Raw genomic sequence first — 16,083 nt, 5'->3', positions numbered from 1 at the left:
GTTACTCACTCCCATCCCTAACCTAATATTGAATTGAAATAGCCATCAAACCTGATCTAATTGCTCACATCGTTGAATAGCCTGGTTTAATTCGTCACCATGATAAATTGATAAAATTTTTGTACCATACTCAGGATCAGTGGCATATCCGGCCTTATGTAACTCATTGACATAAAGCTCTGCATTTGCGGTACTGGCTAAAGCGTTTTGATATCGTTCACTGCCTTTAATTAAAGAAATATAATCATTAAAGCTATGTTCAATTGATGAATATTTTCTGAAAGATGCATTTACTTTAATTGGAGTATCGGCAATATATTCTGTTGTCTTTACATTTACTGCGTTAAATTCGCTACTACTATTCGACTTGATATTAAACAAATTATTGCTGCTGGACCCATCAATATCCTTAGTGACAAATTTTCCCCATCCTGTTTCCAATGCAGCCTGCGCCATTAAAATTTTAGGATCCAAACCAATGAGTGACGCAGCTTGCTTAGCCTGAGGCCAAATTGATTTGACGAACTCATCAATTGTGGTAGCTGCTGGTATATCCTGTTTTGCTGTTGTGACTGAAATAGCAGGCCCAGAAGGAAGAATCTTATCCTGAGCAGGTGTACTATCATCTGGTTGAGCCGCAGTAGGTAGATTACGCTCCATTTGTTTTGCAAGCATGTCAGCCAAACCAATACTTTTGGAATTTGCAATAGTACTCGCATATTGAGCATCTAACATATCCTGAAATGTTTCCCGATCTTTACCTCTAAAAGGGCTGGATTCATCAAGAAAGTGTTGCCCCATACGCATACTTTTCAACATAGATTGTAAGAATATTCCTTCAAATTGCTTTGCTGCATCAGGCAGCGCTTCTTTTGCATTATTTTGAGCCTGAACTTTTAGTTCATTTAATGCATTAAAATCACTGGTTACAATTCCATGTACAGTCATAATAATCCTTTTATCTTAATCGATGATACTTTACATTTTTAATCCAAATACATATCTATATTACAATTAGTGTCGCATTTAATGCACCCGCCTGTTGTAATGCCTCAAGGATAGCAATCACATCAGCTGGAGTTGCACCAACAGCATTAATCCCTCGAACAATATCTTTTAATGTCACACCACGCGGCAAGACAAATGCATGGTTATTTTTTTGGTCAATCGATACTTGCGACTGCTGTGTAGAAACAGTTCGTCCATTTGCAAAAGCATTAGGTTGGCTTATCACTGGGGTCTCAGTCACACTAACTACTAAATTACCATGCGAAACTGCAGCAGATTTAACCATGACATTCGAGGAAATAACTACTGTTCCAGTACGTGCGTTAATAATAATCTTAGCTATTGCCTCGGCGGGTTTAAATTCTATGTTTTCCAAAACTGAAACATAATCCACGCGCTGGGCCATTTTCTTAGGGGCAGTAACAACCACTGAAGCGGCATCCAATGCTCTGGCAGTTCCTGGCCCCATCATTTCATTAATGGCATCACTCATGCGCTTGGCTGTTGTAAAATCAGGAGTATGTAAATTAAAAGTCAAATCTTTTGTAAAATAAAAAGGATTAGGTATATCTGCCTCAATGGTTGCACCGTTTGGAATCCGCCCTCCACTAGGAACATTTACCGTAACACTTGTGCCATCACTTCCTGCAGCACTTACACCAGATACAATCACATTTCCCTGCGCTATTGCATAAACTCGCCCGTCAGCTCCTTTTAATGGAGTCATTAACAAGGTGCCACCTAACAAACTTTTTGAGTCGCCAATCGACGAAATATTGACGTCCAGGGCCTGGCCTTTTTTCATAAAAGAAGACAAACTTGCTGTCACCATAACCGCAGCCATATTTTTTGAATTTAGCTTGGTCCCTGGTAGTATGTTAACACCTAATTGTGTGAGCATATTTGCAAAGGTGTCTTCGGTATATCGAGTTCCGTTTTTATCTCCAGTACCATTTAAACCAACCACCAAACCATAACCAACCAACTGGTTTGTGCGAACACCAGCCAAAGTAGCAATGTCTTTAATGCGTTCAGCATAAACATGATTTGATATCAAGTTTATAGCAAACATCCATGTAATTATCAGCAATCGCCGCATTACAATTCCTTAATTAAGCATTCTTATAAATAAAAATCCCTTTCTTACGATAAAGCGAAACACTAGTCAGTTAGATACCCATTTCAAATCATATTAACGTTATTTGGATTACCGGTTAGTTTACGTTGGGAATAATGGTCCCCACATAATTCGCGCCAGCCATCCCTGGGCATTCGTGTTATTCACTTGTCCAGTACCGCCATACGCAATACGAGCATTAGCCAGACGATCTGAGGTAATGGAGTTATCAGCCCGAACATCTTGAGGTCGAATAATACCGGATAAACGTACATACTCCTCACCCTGGTTGATTTTAACCCATTTTTCTCCCTGAACTACCATGTTGCCATTTGCCAACACTTGAGCCACAGTAACTGAAATACTTCCCGCTAACTTATTATTTTGTACTGCCTGAGCAGAACCGTTGAACTGTCGCTGATTGTTCAAATCAAAATCCATACTGTAACCATTTAAGGATATTGGACGTCCCAAAAAGAGTTTGTTTTTGACTACGTTTGTATCTGTCTTCATCTGTTGCAGTGTTGCATTTTTAGATGCATTGGTGCTTTCAACTAAAAATACAGTAATTATATCGCCAGGATGCCTAGCCCTTGGTGTTTCAAAAAGAGGCAATGCTGTTTCAGCACTATAAATAGCTCCAGACTCTTTCCTCAACTCCTTTGGATCAGGGGTTGTAGGATAGGTAGGTGCATAGTCAGGCTCCTTTCCACGCTGGGGAGGATTAAAAAGTTCGCAGCCACTTATAAGCATGACAACTAAGCTTACAACAAGTAAATTAAATAATTTCATTAATGAAATCTTCTTAAACAGTTTGATTCAAGTATTGCAACATGTTATCCACTGTCTGGATGCCCTTTGCGGTAATTTCGTAGCTTCTTTGTGCTTGAATCATATTGACTAATTCTTCAACCACATTCACGTTCGAAGCTTCTAAAGAGCCTTGCAACAAAGTACCAACCCCCGAATTTCCCGGATTATTCAGTGTTGCAGCACCACTCGAAGCAGTTTCTATAAAAAGGTTTTGCCCTATAGGTTGAAGCCCTGTCGGGTTCGTGAAATTAGCGAGTTGAATAGTTCCGAGTACAGTTGGGGTATTGCTTCCAACCACAGTAGCACTCACTACTCCCTCTGTACTAATTGTTACTCCTAAAGTTTGAGTAGGGATATTTATTGCAGGTTGCAACGGATACCCGTTAATATCAACAAGTTGGCCTGTATTATCCACTGTAAAAGTACCGTCACGCGTATAAGCCTGGGTACCATCTGGCATTAAAATCGTAAAAAATCCTTGTCCCTGGATCATTAAATCATAAGGATTCCGTGTATTTTGTACACTTCCCTGCTCAAATATTTTTTCCGTAGCAGCTAAATGGACCCCTGCACCTGAATTTATTCCCGTGGGAATTAAAGAGTTCTCTGAAGATTGGGCCCCAGCCTGGCTTGAATTCTGATAAAGCAAATCCTGAAATATTGCTCTATCTTTTTTAAATCCAGTCGTATTAACGTTTGCCAAATTATTAGCAATCGTAGCGATATTTTTTTCTTGTGCTTCCAAGCCTGATTTACTTACCCATAATGCTGGTTCCATGGAGATCCCTCCGCAATTATTCTTATTCTTCAACTGGAGCTACACCAACTAATTTCTATACATCGTTGTAAGCTTGTTGGGCTCAGTCATGCACTTGAGTACACTCCTTCGCCCCTTGATACTTGCGCCTGTCTAGAACTTAGGGGATAGCACTATAAATTAATTATCATTCTTGCAATACTTGTGCCAGTTTTTGGAAATTGTCTTCGACTGTGGATATCAGCTTCATATGCGCATCATATTCACGCCCAGAGGTGATCATTTCAACCATCTGATCAATAGCATTCACATTAGATCCTTCGATAGCCCCGCTTCTAACCTTAACACTCCCATCAGCAGCAGTCGGAGTACCGCCATTATTCAATTGGAATAAACCTTCTGAATTTTTGACAACATTATTTTTATCGAGTGTGACTAACTTAATTCTGTCCACTATGGCCGCGCTTTTAGGATCGCCTCCCAATGGAACAACCGTAATTGTACCATCAATTCCTATGTTGACAGATTGGGCTGGAGGGATCGAAATTGGGCCGCCATTACCTAAAACCGGATGCCCGGAACCGGTTGTTAATAAGCCATTAATATCCAAATGTAAGTTCCCAGCTTTAGTATAAGCCTCTTTGCCTTGACTGTTACTTACTGCAAACCATCCATTACCCTCAATTGCCAGATCGAGATTGCGCCCTGTTGTCATAATCTCACCAGGACTCAAATCAACTGCGCTCGGGTTTTGTATCGAAAAGGATGGCCCTTTGCCGGATCCATCTGTATTTGCATACATAGTTTGTGCCTGATACATATCCGCTTTAAAGCCTGGAGTACTCACATTCGCCAAATTATTGGCGATTATCTCCTGGCGTTTAAAACCGATACGCCCTCCACCTGCAGCATTATACAAGATAGGATCCATGAGTTACCTCCTAACGCATATTAATAATAGTTTGTGTGATTGTATCGCCAGCACGAATTGACTGGGCATTGGCTTGAAAGTCACGTTGCGCACTAATCAAATCAACTAATTCACTTGTTAAATCAACATTAGATTGCTCCAACATACCTGATTTAACGGCACCAAAACCTCCTGAGGCAGCAGTACCAATTAAAGGCTGTCCTGACGCGGAAGTTTCAGCCCAACAAACATTTCCCATATTTTGTAGGCCTGTAGGATCAGCAAAATTAGCTAATTGAATTTGTCCCATAGCCATAGACTGGCCATTGGTATAAATTCCCAAAATAAGCCCGGTATCATCAATACTCAGGCTAGCCAGGCTTCCTGTTGTATAACCATCTGAGGAAGTAGATTGAACACCAAAAGGACTACCAAACTGCGTACTGTTCGATAAATCAATATTCAAACTTAAAGGATTGGCACCATTATTCAAATTAAGTGACAGCGGAATGAGATTATTACCTATTGCGGTACCTCCTGGACTAGCAACCCCGACAAAGGATCCATCTGAATTAAAATTCACTTCGAACAGATTTGTTGTATTATCTGTTCCCACATTGGCTGGAACATTTTGGTTATCAATTTGAAAAGCTACATACCATTGATTCTCTGTACCTGGAGGAGTTGACGCATTAGGTTGACCGGCTGCTGCAGCAGAGTCTGCTTTGATAAAATACATGCTAAGCACATGCGAATTTCCTAAGCTATCATAAATAGTTAATGATGTTGGATTATTATATGAGCTACTAAGTGGCGCGGCTCCACCAGTCCAGTCAATGGCAGGAGGAGTACTTTGTGAATTTAAATTGACGCCAGTCGTCACAGTGGTACTTGCCTGCGGACTTATATTCTCTGTATTTATCTGTAATTTTCCAGAGGTTCCTGTAATATTTCCATTGCCATCAGAAAGGAGTCCAGTAAGAAATTGCCCGTTGGCATTAGTAATATAATTTTGGTTATCCAAATTAAACTGACCTGCGCGTGTGTATACCGCCCCTCCGCCTGGATTGTTTAAAATAAAAAAACCAGAACCATTCACTGCAAGATCCAGGCTATTTGTACTACTGGATAAATTTCCAGATGCGAACGATTGCTGAACTTGGGTCAGCATCACCCCACTACCTATAGAAGTACTGCCTGCACCAAAGCTGCCGTAACCACCAAAAGCATAAATATCACCAAAGTTAGCCCGAGAGCCCTTAAAACCTACAGTTGAAGAGTTTGCAATATTATTACCTATAACATCCAAATTACTAGTTGCTGCCTGAAGTCCACTTAACGCTGCGTCAAAAATCATTTTAGCCTCCTGCTTTTAAACTGATATTTGTCTTACCTGATCCAATGATATTGGACCAATCCCTGCTACATTCAATTTTAAGCCTTCTCCATTTTGGCCGAGACTTACACTATCAACATTGGCAGAGGTCATTGTTTTTAATGATACTTCTTTCCCTCCATATACAGCATGCACTTCAATTTTATATTTACCCTCTTTCATCCGATTATTGTCACCGCCGGTACCATCCCAACCAAATTGAAAAAATCCGGGAGCAGGCTGGCCTAAAGGAATCGTTTTTATTAGTTCACCAGATTCTGAATAAATTGAGGCACTTAAATTACTTAGACCTGGTGGAATATCAACTGCTGCCTTTGCATCACCCTCGGTACTTAGTTGAAGAGTCTGGCTGTTGACTAAAACCTTACGCCCTACTAAAGCCGAAGCTTGTAAAGCCTGATTTGATTGCAGAGATGTTGCCATTTGTTGTAACGACTCTTGCATTTTGGCTACTCCATCATTAGTACTGAACTGTGCCAATTGCGATAAAAATTCGCCGTTTACCTGCGGTTGCATTGGATCCTGATTTTGAATTTGAGCAACCATTAAACGAAGAAAATCCTGTTGCCCCAAACTATTTTTTGTTGTGGAATCGATTTGATTGTTCAATGATGGGTTAGATGCGTTAGTTCCATTAACTGAATTTGTCGACATTCACTTTTCTCCCTTATTCACCCAACTTTAAAGTTCGTAACAACAGTTGTTTTGTTGTATTAAGCAATTCAACATCCATTTGGTATGACCTTGAAGCAGAAATTACGTTTGCCATTTCTTCAACATAGTTCACATTCGGTGTATAAACAAATCCATCTTTATCTGCCAGGGGATTATCAGGTGCATAACGCTTGCGAGGATCTAAGGTACTTTCATAAGTTCCTTTAAGCTGAACCCCTCCTGATGCTTGTTCCCCTATCCATTGGTTTGCCTGCTCCTGTACTGCTTTGAATATCGGATACTTCGCTTTGTATGTTTCATCAGCGCTTCCTGATTCTACATTAGCATTACTCATATTCTCAGCGCTAGTGGTCAAACGCGCTGTTTCAGCGGTCAATGCGGAGCCTGCAATATTAAAAATTGCACTTAATGTCATTCTTATTCTCCTTTTAGCGCAAGCATCATGGATTTGATTTTACCATCAAGAAAGCTCAGGCTGGCTTGGTAGTTAAGGGAATTGCGTGCAAATTCTGTGGTTTCCAAATCTTTATCCACTGTATTACCGTCTAAAGATACTTGCGACGTCACTCGATATTTCAAATTCGCAGAAAAATCGGCGTTTGTATTAATATGATTAGGCGACGTAACCTCCATCTTTTGTGCACCACCAGCCATACTGGCTGCTAAAAATTCGTTGAAATCGATATCTTGAGCTTTATAATTGGGTGTGTTGACATTGGCTAGGTTGTTCGCTAATTGCGATGCCCTTTGATCACGAGCTACTAAAGCTTGAGCATGTATTCCAAAATATGAATTCAGATCTAACGCCATATTTTCCCCCTTCAAGTATGTTCAACAACAAAAGCAAACATTGTGCCAATTTCAAATAAATGAGAAAATAAGCGGGTTATAAATTGGGGTGCTCAGCCATATGTCAAAAAATCATACTTTTCCAGAAAACGCGATTGAACAAGTAAAAACCTACCTCTTAGAATTACAAAATAAAATTTGTTCGAGACTTGAGCAGCTTGATGACCAAGCTCGATTTATTGATGATGCTTGGAAACGTCCCTCTGGTGGCGGCGGAATTACACGTGTTTTAACGCAAGGTTCAGTTTTTGCAAAAGCAGGTGTCAATTTTTCTCATGTCTCTGGAGCACATCTTCCTGCTTCAGCAAGCGCACACCGCCCCGAATTAGCAGGCAGAAATTTTAATGCGCTCGGCGTATCATTAGTAATTCACCCTGATAATCCCTATGTTCCTACATCGCATGCTAATGTTCGCTTTTTTCTTGCAGAAAAAGATGGGGCTGAACCAGTTTGGTGGTTTGGTGGTGGATTTGACTTAACTCCCTATTATGGATTTGAAGAAGATTGCAGGCATTGGCACCAAACTGCCTTACGTGCCTGCCAACCTTTTGGCCAGGAGATTTACCCTAAATTCAAACAATGGTGCGATGATTATTTTTTTATTAAGCATCGAAATGAAGCTCGCGGAATTGGTGGCTTATTTTTTGACGATTATAATGAAATAAGTTTCGAGCACAGTTTCGCACTGATGCAGAGCATAGGGGATCACTATATTGAGGCTTATTCTCCAATAGTGTCACGTCGCAAGTCCCATCCTTTTGGCGAAAGAGAAAAAGCATTTCAACATTATCGAAGAGGGCGTTATGTAGAATTCAATTTGGTATATGATCGTGGAACCTTATTTGGCTTACAATCAAATGGCAGAACAGAATCGATTTTAATGTCTTTACCACCTGAAGTCACCTGGGAATACAATTGGCAACCTGATGCACATAGTGCAGAAGCAAAACTTTATACCGATTTTCTTCCACCACGCGATTGGTTAGCGTACTCAAATACTTAAATCTGATAAGGTACAGAGTTCTACTATTCTTACTCTATCTTACGTCCCTCGGCCTCGGGATGAACGCAAGGCACTAAGTTGTTTACTGGTCAGTGCCTCTGTGCTTCACTTAGGTTATATCCCACTTTATTATTTTTCTAGCAAAACCACCCTTTTTAAATTGATCTTGGCCAGTAAGGCAACCACAGCATTTAATAAACTCAAAATAAAAAATATCTTCGGGATTGCGGCACTAAAGTGTAATAAACTAATAACCATAATCGTCCCTATAACCATGAACAGGGCGTTATAAACATTATTGGTCGCAATAATCCTGGCTCTTGACTGAGGGGGGCTGGCAACTTGTAAATAGGTATACAAAGGAACAACAAATAAACCGGAACTAAAAGCTAACATGAATAAATCAAAAGCAATACGCCAATGAGTAAACTGTGTAAAAAAAGTATTTAAAGTAAGTAGTGAACCTTCCTCCATTAAAGGGGTTGCCCAATATAAATCCATGGTAAAGAAGGAAACAGCAAACATTGCCCAAGGAACCATAGGCAAGCTAATTCGCCCTTGAAAAATAAAATTCACGGTTACTGAACCGCAGGCAATTCCTACGGAAAACAAAGCAAGAAATAATGCAAAAACCGTATTATTTGCTCCTAAAACATAATTTGTATAATCCGGTAGTTTTGTCAGGATTACTGTTCCTAATAACCAAAACCAAGATAAAATCAAAATAGATAAAAAAATACCGAAATGTTCAGTAACCTGCTTCAGCATCTTATATGTCACTCGCCAAATCTGCATATCGATTTTTATCTTTTCGGAGGTGGACGGGGCTCTTGGGATAAATAGACTTGAAGTTAAACCAGCAACCGCAATTATCACTGTCAAGAAAACCGCCATATAGGGTCTAGGATTGTTCATTCCAATGGATAAAGAACCCATAGTAGTTCCCAGTAAAATAGCGATAAAAGTACTTCCATCAATCAAACCTGTTGCACCTAGTAAGTCTTTCTTAGGCAAATGATCTGGTAAAATGGCATATTTTATTGGTCCAAAAAAAGTTGAGTGCACCCCTAAGCCAGTCAAAGTGAGCATCATCATAAAAATATTCCCCCAATATAGGGAAAAACTACCAACAATCATTAAAAATAATTCTAATATTTTAATTAGTCGAGTCATCAATGCTTTATCGTATTTATCTGCTAATTGTCCAGCAGTCGCTGAAAGAAGAAAAAAAGGCATTATAAACAGAGCACCCGCTATTGCTTGGTAGAATTCAGATTGAGCTTGGTCATGTGTTAAGTGGTAACTAATCAATGTGAGCATCGCTAATTTGAATGCATTATCGTTGAAAGCACCAAAAAATTGAGTAAGAAAAAAAGGCAAAAATCTACGTTCTTTTAACAGGTAAAAAGCACCAGTGCCCATTAGCAAAACTCCATGGATTAATATAACCGTTCATGTATTAACTAAAAGATGAATACTACACTGAACGGTTATATAATTCTGCACTTTCTATCAATAAAAAACGTGTAAGTCTGATTGATTCGATTTTAAAGTTGGAGGAAGAAGATGATTATGCTTTAAAATCAATCCTGCAAGTTTATCATGTGCCACTGCCTCACGTACGAGTCGAGACAACCCTGTTTCTGAAATTCTATTATCCGATAAATCTGCGTATTGTAAATTTTTATTGGATTTTAATGCTTGTGCAATAAGATCGGCTCCAGCATCGCCTATTTTATTACTCCTAAGGTTAAGATGAGTCAAGGATTTTGATTCTGTAATCATGTCAGCAATTTCTTTTGCGCATTTTTCATCCAAATTATTGTAGGAAATATCCAAAACTTTTAATGTTGTATGCTCCAACACAAAATGATGCAATGCCCTCATTCCGCCTAAACCAAAATCATTACAGCTTAGCACCAGCTCATTCAATTCCGTATTCGCCTCTATTGCCTTCAACAAATACTGTACTCCGGCATCACGCAACCAATTTAAGGATAAATCCAAAACCTTCAATTTTTTCTTTTGTAAAAAAGAGAAAAAATCAGAAGAAATTTTTTCCCCTATCCAATTATCTACGAATTTGATTTTATTCAGCTTTTTAGTGGGTAATGATTCGAATATATAGGTAACTTGATCGGTATCAATATGATTTGAATAAAATGAAATTTCATTAACTTTTGTTGATAATTTAAAAATGTCATGTAGTGCATGATAATCATTTTCATTCAAACTGGAATGATCAACACTGATTTTTTTTATTGATTTACATTGCCTTGCGCCCTTTGATTGTAAATATTTATTAAGATGGGGAAGCGCCAAGTGGTGTTGTATCTTAAAAAGTTCTATTTCTTCTAACTTTCCATGCTCATGTTTCAGTCGAATTGTCATATTGCACCCTCTTTAAAATGAATCACTATTTAAGTGTAGATGATATTTTTCTTTTGGATGTAATGACTTATAAGTTTTTTTCTTTAAAAAAAGGGGTTTATTCATGTTCCATTCTGAGAGGATTCTCTCATAGAATTTTTATTCCTCCCTGCTGTGCTTTATACCGGAAGAATTCCGATTTTTCACGCTAGATCTAGATATTGATAAACATTTCTGCTGCGCTTATGCGGGATAGTCAAGAAAGTGCAAAGTCAAGAGGGAGCTTTTCAAAACATGTGCACAAAATGGCTAAAAGCTCTTCAAGTGTGAGATGCATCTCTCAGGGGATTTGTCGCTCTAGATGCAAAAATTCCCTGTTCGATATAATTAGATTTGCGTTACTAGGCGAGTCAGCACATTTCCTGGTCCTACTTCTATAAAAACGGTTTCCCCCTTATTTTTTAAATAACGAATCGTTTCCGTCCAACGAACAGGATGAGAAATTTGCTTTACTAAATTTTCCTTAATCATGTTGTCGCTATAAAGCTCTGCAGTCACATTGGAAATTACTTTGGCCTTAAGCGGGGAGAATTCAAAGGGAGCCATAAATTTTGCAAACTCACTAGCTGCTGCTTGCATATAACGGGAATGAAATGCGCCACTGACTTTTAAGGGTACGCACATCAGGGCTTCATTGGCAAGTAACTCATTCGCTTTGGCAATATCTGCAGCGAGTCCAGAAAGAACAATTTGTTTCGGCGAATTAAAATTTGCAAAATCTACAGAGTCCAAACCATTGGCCCCCAGTAAAAATTTAATTCGCTCTTCAGATAAATTAATTACTGCCAGCATTCCCCCGCCGCTTGCTTGAGCCATCAACTCACCACGCTTTTGCACAAGCTTTAGTCCGGTAACAAAATCAAAAACACCTGCTGCAAATAAAGCAGCATACTCTCCTAAACTATGTCCTATGAGATATTGTGGTGCCGGCTCTTCACCAGCCCTTGCCAAAAAAGAGAGGGCTTCAACAACGTATAATGCGGGTTGTGTATACTCAGTATTGCTCAATTGCTGTTTTGGATCATCTAAGCATAATTCTTTAATGGAATATCCTAAAATCTCATCAGCTTGTTTTATTTCCTCAGGGAAATGCGAAAATAATTCAATTCCCATCCCTTTTACCTGGGATCCTTGTCCGGGGAACATAAAGATAGTCATAAGATACTCCTTTTCTAATGCGATCGTTTAAACACCACTCATGATAAATATAACGGTGACTAATGTCATCTAATAAATTTTAATCAGTGTGTGATGATGTGAATCCAAAGGTCTGTTTGCATTTCGCTAGCTAAGTAAAAATGACTTGTTTTTCGAGTGCCGGAAGCGCAGAAAAAATGTAAATAGGCCCAATATTTCGCCAAAGAATTGACTGTTAATGATTAAAAATGGAGCAATATCATTATCGCTCCACAAGGCTAATAAAACTTTATAAGTTCTAAAGAGTTTATGGCAAGTAAATTGTGCCTTCTAAATAGAGATGACTTGTTCCATAAAGAAAAACTCGTCCTTCCTTTACCTCACATTGCAATTTCCCCCGACGGGTTCCACCTTGTATCGCATCAATACGTGATTTACCTAATCGCTCACACCAGTAAGGGGCAATTACACAATGAGCTGAACCAGTCACTGGATCCTCTGGAACATTACATCCTGGATAAAAACACCGTGAATAAACATCAGTATTTTTACCTGGAGCAGTTAATATCAGACCTCTATACTCCAAGCGTGCTACGGCATCTAAATCTGGATCTGCTGTACGCACGTCGTCTTCATCTTCATAAACAAACATTAAATCAAACTGACTTTTTAAGGCTTTCAGAGGTTTTTTTAAATTTAACTGCTGCAGCTCAGGTGGTAATTCAATTGGGTGAGGAGGTAACTCTGGAAAATCCATCATTAAACCATTGTCATTTTTGTAAACAATAAGCGCCCCGCTTTTAGAATTAAATTTTAATTTTTTATCCTTAAATCCTAGTTTCTCAAAAATAACATATGCACTTGCAAGCGTTGCATGACCGCATAGAGCGACCTCTTCATTTGGGGTAAACCATCTTATATAGAATCCATCTCCTTCAGGAACAAAAAAAGCGGTTTCAGATAAATTGTTTTCAGTAGCAATATGCTGCATTTCTTTATCAGTTAACCAATGTTCTAAAGGACAGACTGCTGCAGGATTACCTTCAAAAAGAGCAGATGCAAATGCATCTACCTGATATATAGATAAGTTCTTCATATTCCACCTTTTAAAGAAAAATTAATAAACAAGAAGAAGATATATGAAGGTACTTTAGAAGAATTCAAGAGGTATTAATACGTTTTTCTTTTGGGGGTATTTTAGACAAAAAAAGAATATTGATTAATTGTTACATCCCTATGATTTAAGATTTTCGAGCTCAACAAGAGCTTACGGAAACAAATCCAGATTGCAACTATAACCAAAAATCCATTGCATGAAAAGTAACCCGGGTTATGGAAAAACCTCGCCCAGGCTAAACTTAACACGCAGCGATAGCTGAGAATATATTGATTCGTTACCTTACTATTCAGTAATAATTGTAACGTCTTGTGCTTTCAGTCCTTTAGGTCCTTTATCAAGCACAAAGGATACTGGATCATTCTCGTGAAGGGTTTTAAATCCAACACCTTGGATATCTTTATAATGAACAAAAATATCATCACCATTTTCATTAATGATAAATCCAAATCCTTTTTTCTCATTGAACCACTTTACATGGCCCGTTTCTCTTTGCGACATTAGCTATCCCCTTTGTCTTAAGCTTTACTATCCAACTATTACAGATGTTTATTTTCAGCACAAAAATCTTTACTATTAAAGCGCTGAGTAATTATAAACATACACTCATGTAAGAAATATTTCTTTACATATAGATTAGCATAGCAGTTTTTTATTGATTGTTAAGGATTTTTTAAAAAAATCGATATCTTTATAATTTTTTTTTCTATTGGAAATACATAATGAATCAGATGAAATCAGCTTTTATAAAATTAGCACTTGATTGCCAAGTTTTAAAATTTGGTGAGTTTACTTTAAAGTCTGGCCGCACCAGCCCCTATTTTTTTAATGCAGGTTTATTTTATCAGGGCAACGCTTTAAAGCAATTAGGCCAATTTTATGCCAAAACATTACTTGAGCATCAGGCTGAGTTCGACCACTTATTTGGCCCAGCCTATAAAGGATTACCTCTTGCTACAGCTACAGCTATTGCCTTAGCTGAACTAGGGCAAGAAACTACGGTTACATTTAATCGAAAAGAAGTAAAAAATCATGGCGAGGGAGGCCAATTAATTGGTGCGCCCTTAACTGGAAAAACAATTGTCATTGACGATGTTATTACTGCAGGCACAGCGTTTAGAGAGTCACAGATTCTAATTAGGGAAAATGGAGGGCAATTGAATGGAGTTATTATCGCCCTAGATCGATGTGAGCGAGGATTAACTAACGAATCAGCATTGGCTGAAATTAAAGCGCAAGGTATTGACGTATATTCAATTATCACTTTATTTGATTTAATCGATTACTTAAAAAGTACAAATCAAAACGAACAAGTAAAAAAACTCGAAGCATACCAATCTGTGTATGGTTGTTAATTTCAATATATAAAAAAATCTGCTATCCCTGCCTACGGAGGGATGACAGATTTTTAGACATCGCTAAAGACTGTAGAAACGTATTTTCCTATATGCGATAAAACTAGTCTCTTGCTAAATAGTAAACTTTAATGCCCTCTACCTACTGCGCTTTATGCGCGGTATCCAGAGATTTTACTTTAAAAAAATAGTAGCAGTGCCTTTCAGTATCGTTTTGGATTACGTGCATAAAGTGCCGTACGTTACTTTATCAACCTTTATTGCTCGCACATTTTGTTGACAGCATTAAAAAGAGTCAGTATGATTTGATTAATGTTCTATTACACTAATACATTAACATGAAAACACATACAACAGTAAAACATTCTGCTTTGCCTGATTTAATGCACGCCATTAGTTTGCTGGAGAGTAAAGACGAAGCATTGCAATTTTTTATCGATTTGTGCACCCCAGCAGAACTCGAGGCAATGGCAGATCGTTGGCAAGTTGTTCCTTTATTGCGGCAAGGTATCCCCTATCGCACCATTCATGAACAAACAGGGGTCAGCGTGACCACAATAACTCGTGTAGCACGTTGTTTAAGTTTTGGTACAGGCGGTTATGAACTAATCGCGAAGAGATTGGAGTTGTCGTGAAAAATCGTTTACGTTTGGCCTTACAAAAGAAAGGGCGTCTATCTGAAGAATCTTTAAGGCTTTTGCAGCAATGTGGCTTGAAATTTCGTATTAAACCAAATAGCTTGCTTACTCATGTTGATAACTTTCCTATTGATTTACTTTTCGTCCGCGATGATGACATACCTACTTTAGTATTCGATGGCTTATGTGATGGCGGAATCGTTGGGGAAAATGTCTTACTGGAAGCCTCGCTTGCCAACCCACAAAAATTATATAAAACAACAGCAGCATTAGGCACTTGCACTTGTCGTTTATCCATAGCCATTCCTGAAGCTACAGATTATGAAGGACCAGGAAGCTTGGATGGCAAACGAATTGCAACGAGCTATCCTAATTTACTAAATCAATATTTACATGACAAAAAAATATGCGCGGAAAGCCTTGTGCTATCCGGATCAATTGAAGTTGCACCACGAATGGGTATGGCGGATGCAATTTGTGACCTTGTTTCAAGTGGTCAAACTTTAGAAGACAATAAACTATATGAAGTTGATACCGTGCTGTTTAGTCAAGCTGTATTAATCCAAAGCGCGCAGATTTTTTCATACATGTTTCAGGATCTATTTGACATGCTTGCGCGGAGAATCCAGTCAGTACAACAAGCGCAGGAAAGAAAATATATAGTTTTTCATGCTCCGAAATCAGCCCTTGATGCAATTGCAGAAAAATTGCCTGGAGCTGAGTCACCTACAATTCTGCCTTTACCCGGCAATATAAATAAAGTAGCAGTGCATGTTGTATCCAGCGAACGTGTATTTTGGAACACTTTAGAAACCATTCAAACCCTCGGAGCCAGTTCTATATTGGTTTTACCTATAGAAAAAATGTTGGAGTAGTAT

Annotated in this window: 18 protein-coding genes; 4 read left to right on the top strand and 14 right to left on the bottom strand. The window is 38.6% G+C overall.

All coding sequences use genetic code 11. The annotated features are described in order from the left end of the window. Nucleotides 1–45: 45 nt before the first annotated feature. The 9 genes from flgJ to flgB all read right to left on the bottom strand — a co-directional run bounded on the left by flgJ (nucleotide 46) and on the right by flgB (nucleotide 7,486). On the bottom strand, nucleotides 46–948 hold the full coding sequence (flgJ, locus tag Lpar_RS11980) for a flagellar assembly peptidoglycan hydrolase FlgJ (RefSeq protein ID WP_058518145.1): 903 nt from the start codon (nucleotides 946–948) through the stop codon (nucleotides 46–48). Between the two features lie 55 nt (nucleotides 949–1,003). Further along, on the bottom strand, nucleotides 1,004–2,107 hold the full coding sequence (locus Lpar_RS11975) for a flagellar basal body P-ring protein FlgI (protein ID WP_058518144.1): 1,104 nt from the start codon (nucleotides 2,105–2,107) through the stop codon (nucleotides 1,004–1,006). 120 nt (nucleotides 2,108–2,227) lie between these two features. Further along, entirely contained in the window at nucleotides 2,228–2,917 is a 690-nt protein-coding gene (locus Lpar_RS11970) for a flagellar basal body L-ring protein FlgH (RefSeq protein WP_058518143.1), read from the bottom strand. Nucleotides 2,918–2,930: 13 nt separating this feature from the next. Next, nucleotides 2,931–3,716, bottom strand: coding sequence for a flagellar basal-body rod protein FlgG (gene flgG / locus Lpar_RS11965; protein WP_058518142.1), 786 nt, complete (start codon nucleotides 3,714–3,716; stop codon nucleotides 2,931–2,933). A 166-nt stretch (nucleotides 3,717–3,882) separates the two neighbouring features. Continuing rightward, entirely contained in the window at nucleotides 3,883–4,626 is a 744-nt protein-coding gene (flgF, locus tag Lpar_RS11960; RefSeq protein ID WP_058518141.1) for a flagellar basal-body rod protein FlgF, read from the bottom strand. A 10-nt stretch (nucleotides 4,627–4,636) separates the two neighbouring features. After that, complete coding sequence (gene flgE, locus Lpar_RS11955; RefSeq protein ID WP_058518140.1) at nucleotides 4,637–5,962, bottom strand: flagellar hook protein FlgE; 1,326 nt, start codon at nucleotides 5,960–5,962, stop codon at nucleotides 4,637–4,639. Nucleotides 5,963–5,977: 15 nt separating this feature from the next. Beyond that, nucleotides 5,978–6,655, bottom strand: coding sequence for a flagellar hook assembly protein FlgD (locus Lpar_RS11950; protein ID WP_058518139.1), 678 nt, complete (start codon nucleotides 6,653–6,655; stop codon nucleotides 5,978–5,980). 13 nt (nucleotides 6,656–6,668) lie between these two features. Further along, on the bottom strand, nucleotides 6,669–7,091 hold the full coding sequence (flgC, locus tag Lpar_RS11945) for a flagellar basal body rod protein FlgC (protein WP_058518138.1): 423 nt from the start codon (nucleotides 7,089–7,091) through the stop codon (nucleotides 6,669–6,671). Between the two features lie 2 nt (nucleotides 7,092–7,093). After that, nucleotides 7,094–7,486 (bottom strand): flagellar basal body rod protein FlgB, encoded by a 393-nt coding sequence (gene flgB / locus Lpar_RS11940; RefSeq protein ID WP_058518137.1) that lies wholly within the window; start codon nucleotides 7,484–7,486, stop codon nucleotides 7,094–7,096. Nucleotides 7,487–7,586: 100 nt separating this feature from the next. Here flgB and hemF point away from each other — a divergent pair, with 100 nt between their 5' ends. Then, nucleotides 7,587–8,528: an oxygen-dependent coproporphyrinogen oxidase gene (hemF, locus tag Lpar_RS11935; protein ID WP_058518136.1), complete on the top strand. Its 942-nt coding sequence runs from the start codon at nucleotides 7,587–7,589 to the stop codon at nucleotides 8,526–8,528. A gap of 129 nt (nucleotides 8,529–8,657) precedes the next feature. On the opposite strand, the gene Lpar_RS11930 is transcribed toward hemF, so the two are convergent. From Lpar_RS11930 to Lpar_RS11910, 5 genes are all read right to left on the bottom strand, one after another. After that, a complete protein-coding gene (locus Lpar_RS11930) occupies nucleotides 8,658–9,950 on the bottom strand; it encodes an MFS transporter (protein WP_058518135.1) in 1,293 nt (430 codons plus the stop codon). Between the two features lie 90 nt (nucleotides 9,951–10,040). Continuing rightward, a complete protein-coding gene (locus Lpar_RS11925; RefSeq protein WP_058518134.1) occupies nucleotides 10,041–10,919 on the bottom strand; it encodes a leucine-rich repeat domain-containing protein in 879 nt (292 codons plus the stop codon). A 366-nt stretch (nucleotides 10,920–11,285) separates the two neighbouring features. Continuing rightward, nucleotides 11,286–12,116, bottom strand: coding sequence for an ACP S-malonyltransferase (gene fabD / locus Lpar_RS11920; protein WP_058518133.1), 831 nt, complete (start codon nucleotides 12,114–12,116; stop codon nucleotides 11,286–11,288). A 286-nt stretch (nucleotides 12,117–12,402) separates the two neighbouring features. Further along, nucleotides 12,403–13,191 carry a PhzF family phenazine biosynthesis protein gene (locus Lpar_RS11915; RefSeq protein WP_058518132.1) on the bottom strand — a complete coding sequence of 263 codons (789 nt, stop codon included), beginning with the start codon at nucleotides 13,189–13,191 and terminating at the stop codon, nucleotides 12,403–12,405. A gap of 306 nt (nucleotides 13,192–13,497) precedes the next feature. After that, entirely contained in the window at nucleotides 13,498–13,713 is a 216-nt protein-coding gene (locus tag Lpar_RS11910; protein WP_003631957.1) for a cold-shock protein, read from the bottom strand. A gap of 221 nt (nucleotides 13,714–13,934) precedes the next feature. Between Lpar_RS11910 and pyrE the strand changes: the two genes are divergently transcribed. From pyrE to hisG, 3 genes are all read left to right on the top strand, one after another. Beyond that, nucleotides 13,935–14,567 (top strand): orotate phosphoribosyltransferase, encoded by a 633-nt coding sequence (pyrE, locus tag Lpar_RS11905; protein WP_058518131.1) that lies wholly within the window; start codon nucleotides 13,935–13,937, stop codon nucleotides 14,565–14,567. A 338-nt stretch (nucleotides 14,568–14,905) separates the two neighbouring features. After that, a complete protein-coding gene (locus Lpar_RS11900) occupies nucleotides 14,906–15,202 on the top strand; it encodes a YerC/YecD family TrpR-related protein (protein ID WP_058518130.1) in 297 nt (98 codons plus the stop codon). Next, nucleotides 15,199–16,080 carry an ATP phosphoribosyltransferase gene (hisG, locus tag Lpar_RS11895; protein WP_058518129.1) on the top strand — a complete coding sequence of 294 codons (882 nt, stop codon included), beginning with the start codon at nucleotides 15,199–15,201 and terminating at the stop codon, nucleotides 16,078–16,080. The genes Lpar_RS11900 and hisG overlap by 4 nt, the downstream gene beginning before the upstream one ends. Nucleotides 16,081–16,083 lie beyond the last annotated feature (3 nt).

The sequence above is a fragment of the Legionella parisiensis genome (assembly GCF_001467945.1).
Taxonomy (GTDB): Bacteria; Pseudomonadota; Gammaproteobacteria; order Legionellales; family Legionellaceae; genus Legionella; species Legionella parisiensis.
The sequence above is the reverse complement of the archived record's forward strand: the minus strand, read 5'-3'. Positions and strand labels throughout refer to the sequence as shown.

What these genes read in the sequence shown, in the direction of transcription:
- flgJ (WP_058518145.1), bottom strand. Translation starts at nt 948, where the DNA reads ATGACTGTACATGGAATTGTAACCAGTGATTTTAATGCATTAAATGAA.
- Lpar_RS11975 (WP_058518144.1), bottom strand. Translation starts at nt 2,107, where the DNA reads ATGCGGCGATTGCTGATAATTACATGGATGTTTGCTATAAACTTGATA.
- Lpar_RS11970 (WP_058518143.1), bottom strand. Translation starts at nt 2,917, where the DNA reads ATGAAATTATTTAATTTACTTGTTGTAAGCTTAGTTGTCATGCTTATA.
- flgG (WP_058518142.1), bottom strand. Translation starts at nt 3,716, where the DNA reads ATGGAACCAGCATTATGGGTAAGTAAATCAGGCTTGGAAGCACAAGAA.
- flgF (WP_058518141.1), bottom strand. Translation starts at nt 4,626, where the DNA reads ATGGATCCTATCTTGTATAATGCTGCAGGTGGAGGGCGTATCGGTTTT.
- flgE (WP_058518140.1), bottom strand. Translation starts at nt 5,962, where the DNA reads ATGATTTTTGACGCAGCGTTAAGTGGACTTCAGGCAGCAACTAGTAAT.
- Lpar_RS11950 (WP_058518139.1), bottom strand. Translation starts at nt 6,655, where the DNA reads ATGTCGACAAATTCAGTTAATGGAACTAACGCATCTAACCCATCATTG.
- flgC (WP_058518138.1), bottom strand. Translation starts at nt 7,091, where the DNA reads ATGACATTAAGTGCAATTTTTAATATTGCAGGCTCCGCATTGACCGCT.
- flgB (WP_058518137.1), bottom strand. Translation starts at nt 7,486, where the DNA reads ATGGCGTTAGATCTGAATTCATATTTTGGAATACATGCTCAAGCTTTA.
- hemF (WP_058518136.1), top strand. Translation starts at nt 7,587, where the DNA reads ATGTCAAAAAATCATACTTTTCCAGAAAACGCGATTGAACAAGTAAAA.
- Lpar_RS11930 (WP_058518135.1), bottom strand. Translation starts at nt 9,950, where the DNA reads ATGGGCACTGGTGCTTTTTACCTGTTAAAAGAACGTAGATTTTTGCCT.
- Lpar_RS11925 (WP_058518134.1), bottom strand. Translation starts at nt 10,919, where the DNA reads ATGACAATTCGACTGAAACATGAGCATGGAAAGTTAGAAGAAATAGAA.
- fabD (WP_058518133.1), bottom strand. Translation starts at nt 12,116, where the DNA reads ATGACTATCTTTATGTTCCCCGGACAAGGATCCCAGGTAAAAGGGATG.
- Lpar_RS11915 (WP_058518132.1), bottom strand. Translation starts at nt 13,191, where the DNA reads ATGAAGAACTTATCTATATATCAGGTAGATGCATTTGCATCTGCTCTT.
- Lpar_RS11910 (WP_003631957.1), bottom strand. Translation starts at nt 13,713, where the DNA reads ATGTCGCAAAGAGAAACGGGCCATGTAAAGTGGTTCAATGAGAAAAAA.
- pyrE (WP_058518131.1), top strand. Translation starts at nt 13,935, where the DNA reads ATGAATCAGATGAAATCAGCTTTTATAAAATTAGCACTTGATTGCCAA.
- Lpar_RS11900 (WP_058518130.1), top strand. Translation starts at nt 14,906, where the DNA reads ATGAAAACACATACAACAGTAAAACATTCTGCTTTGCCTGATTTAATG.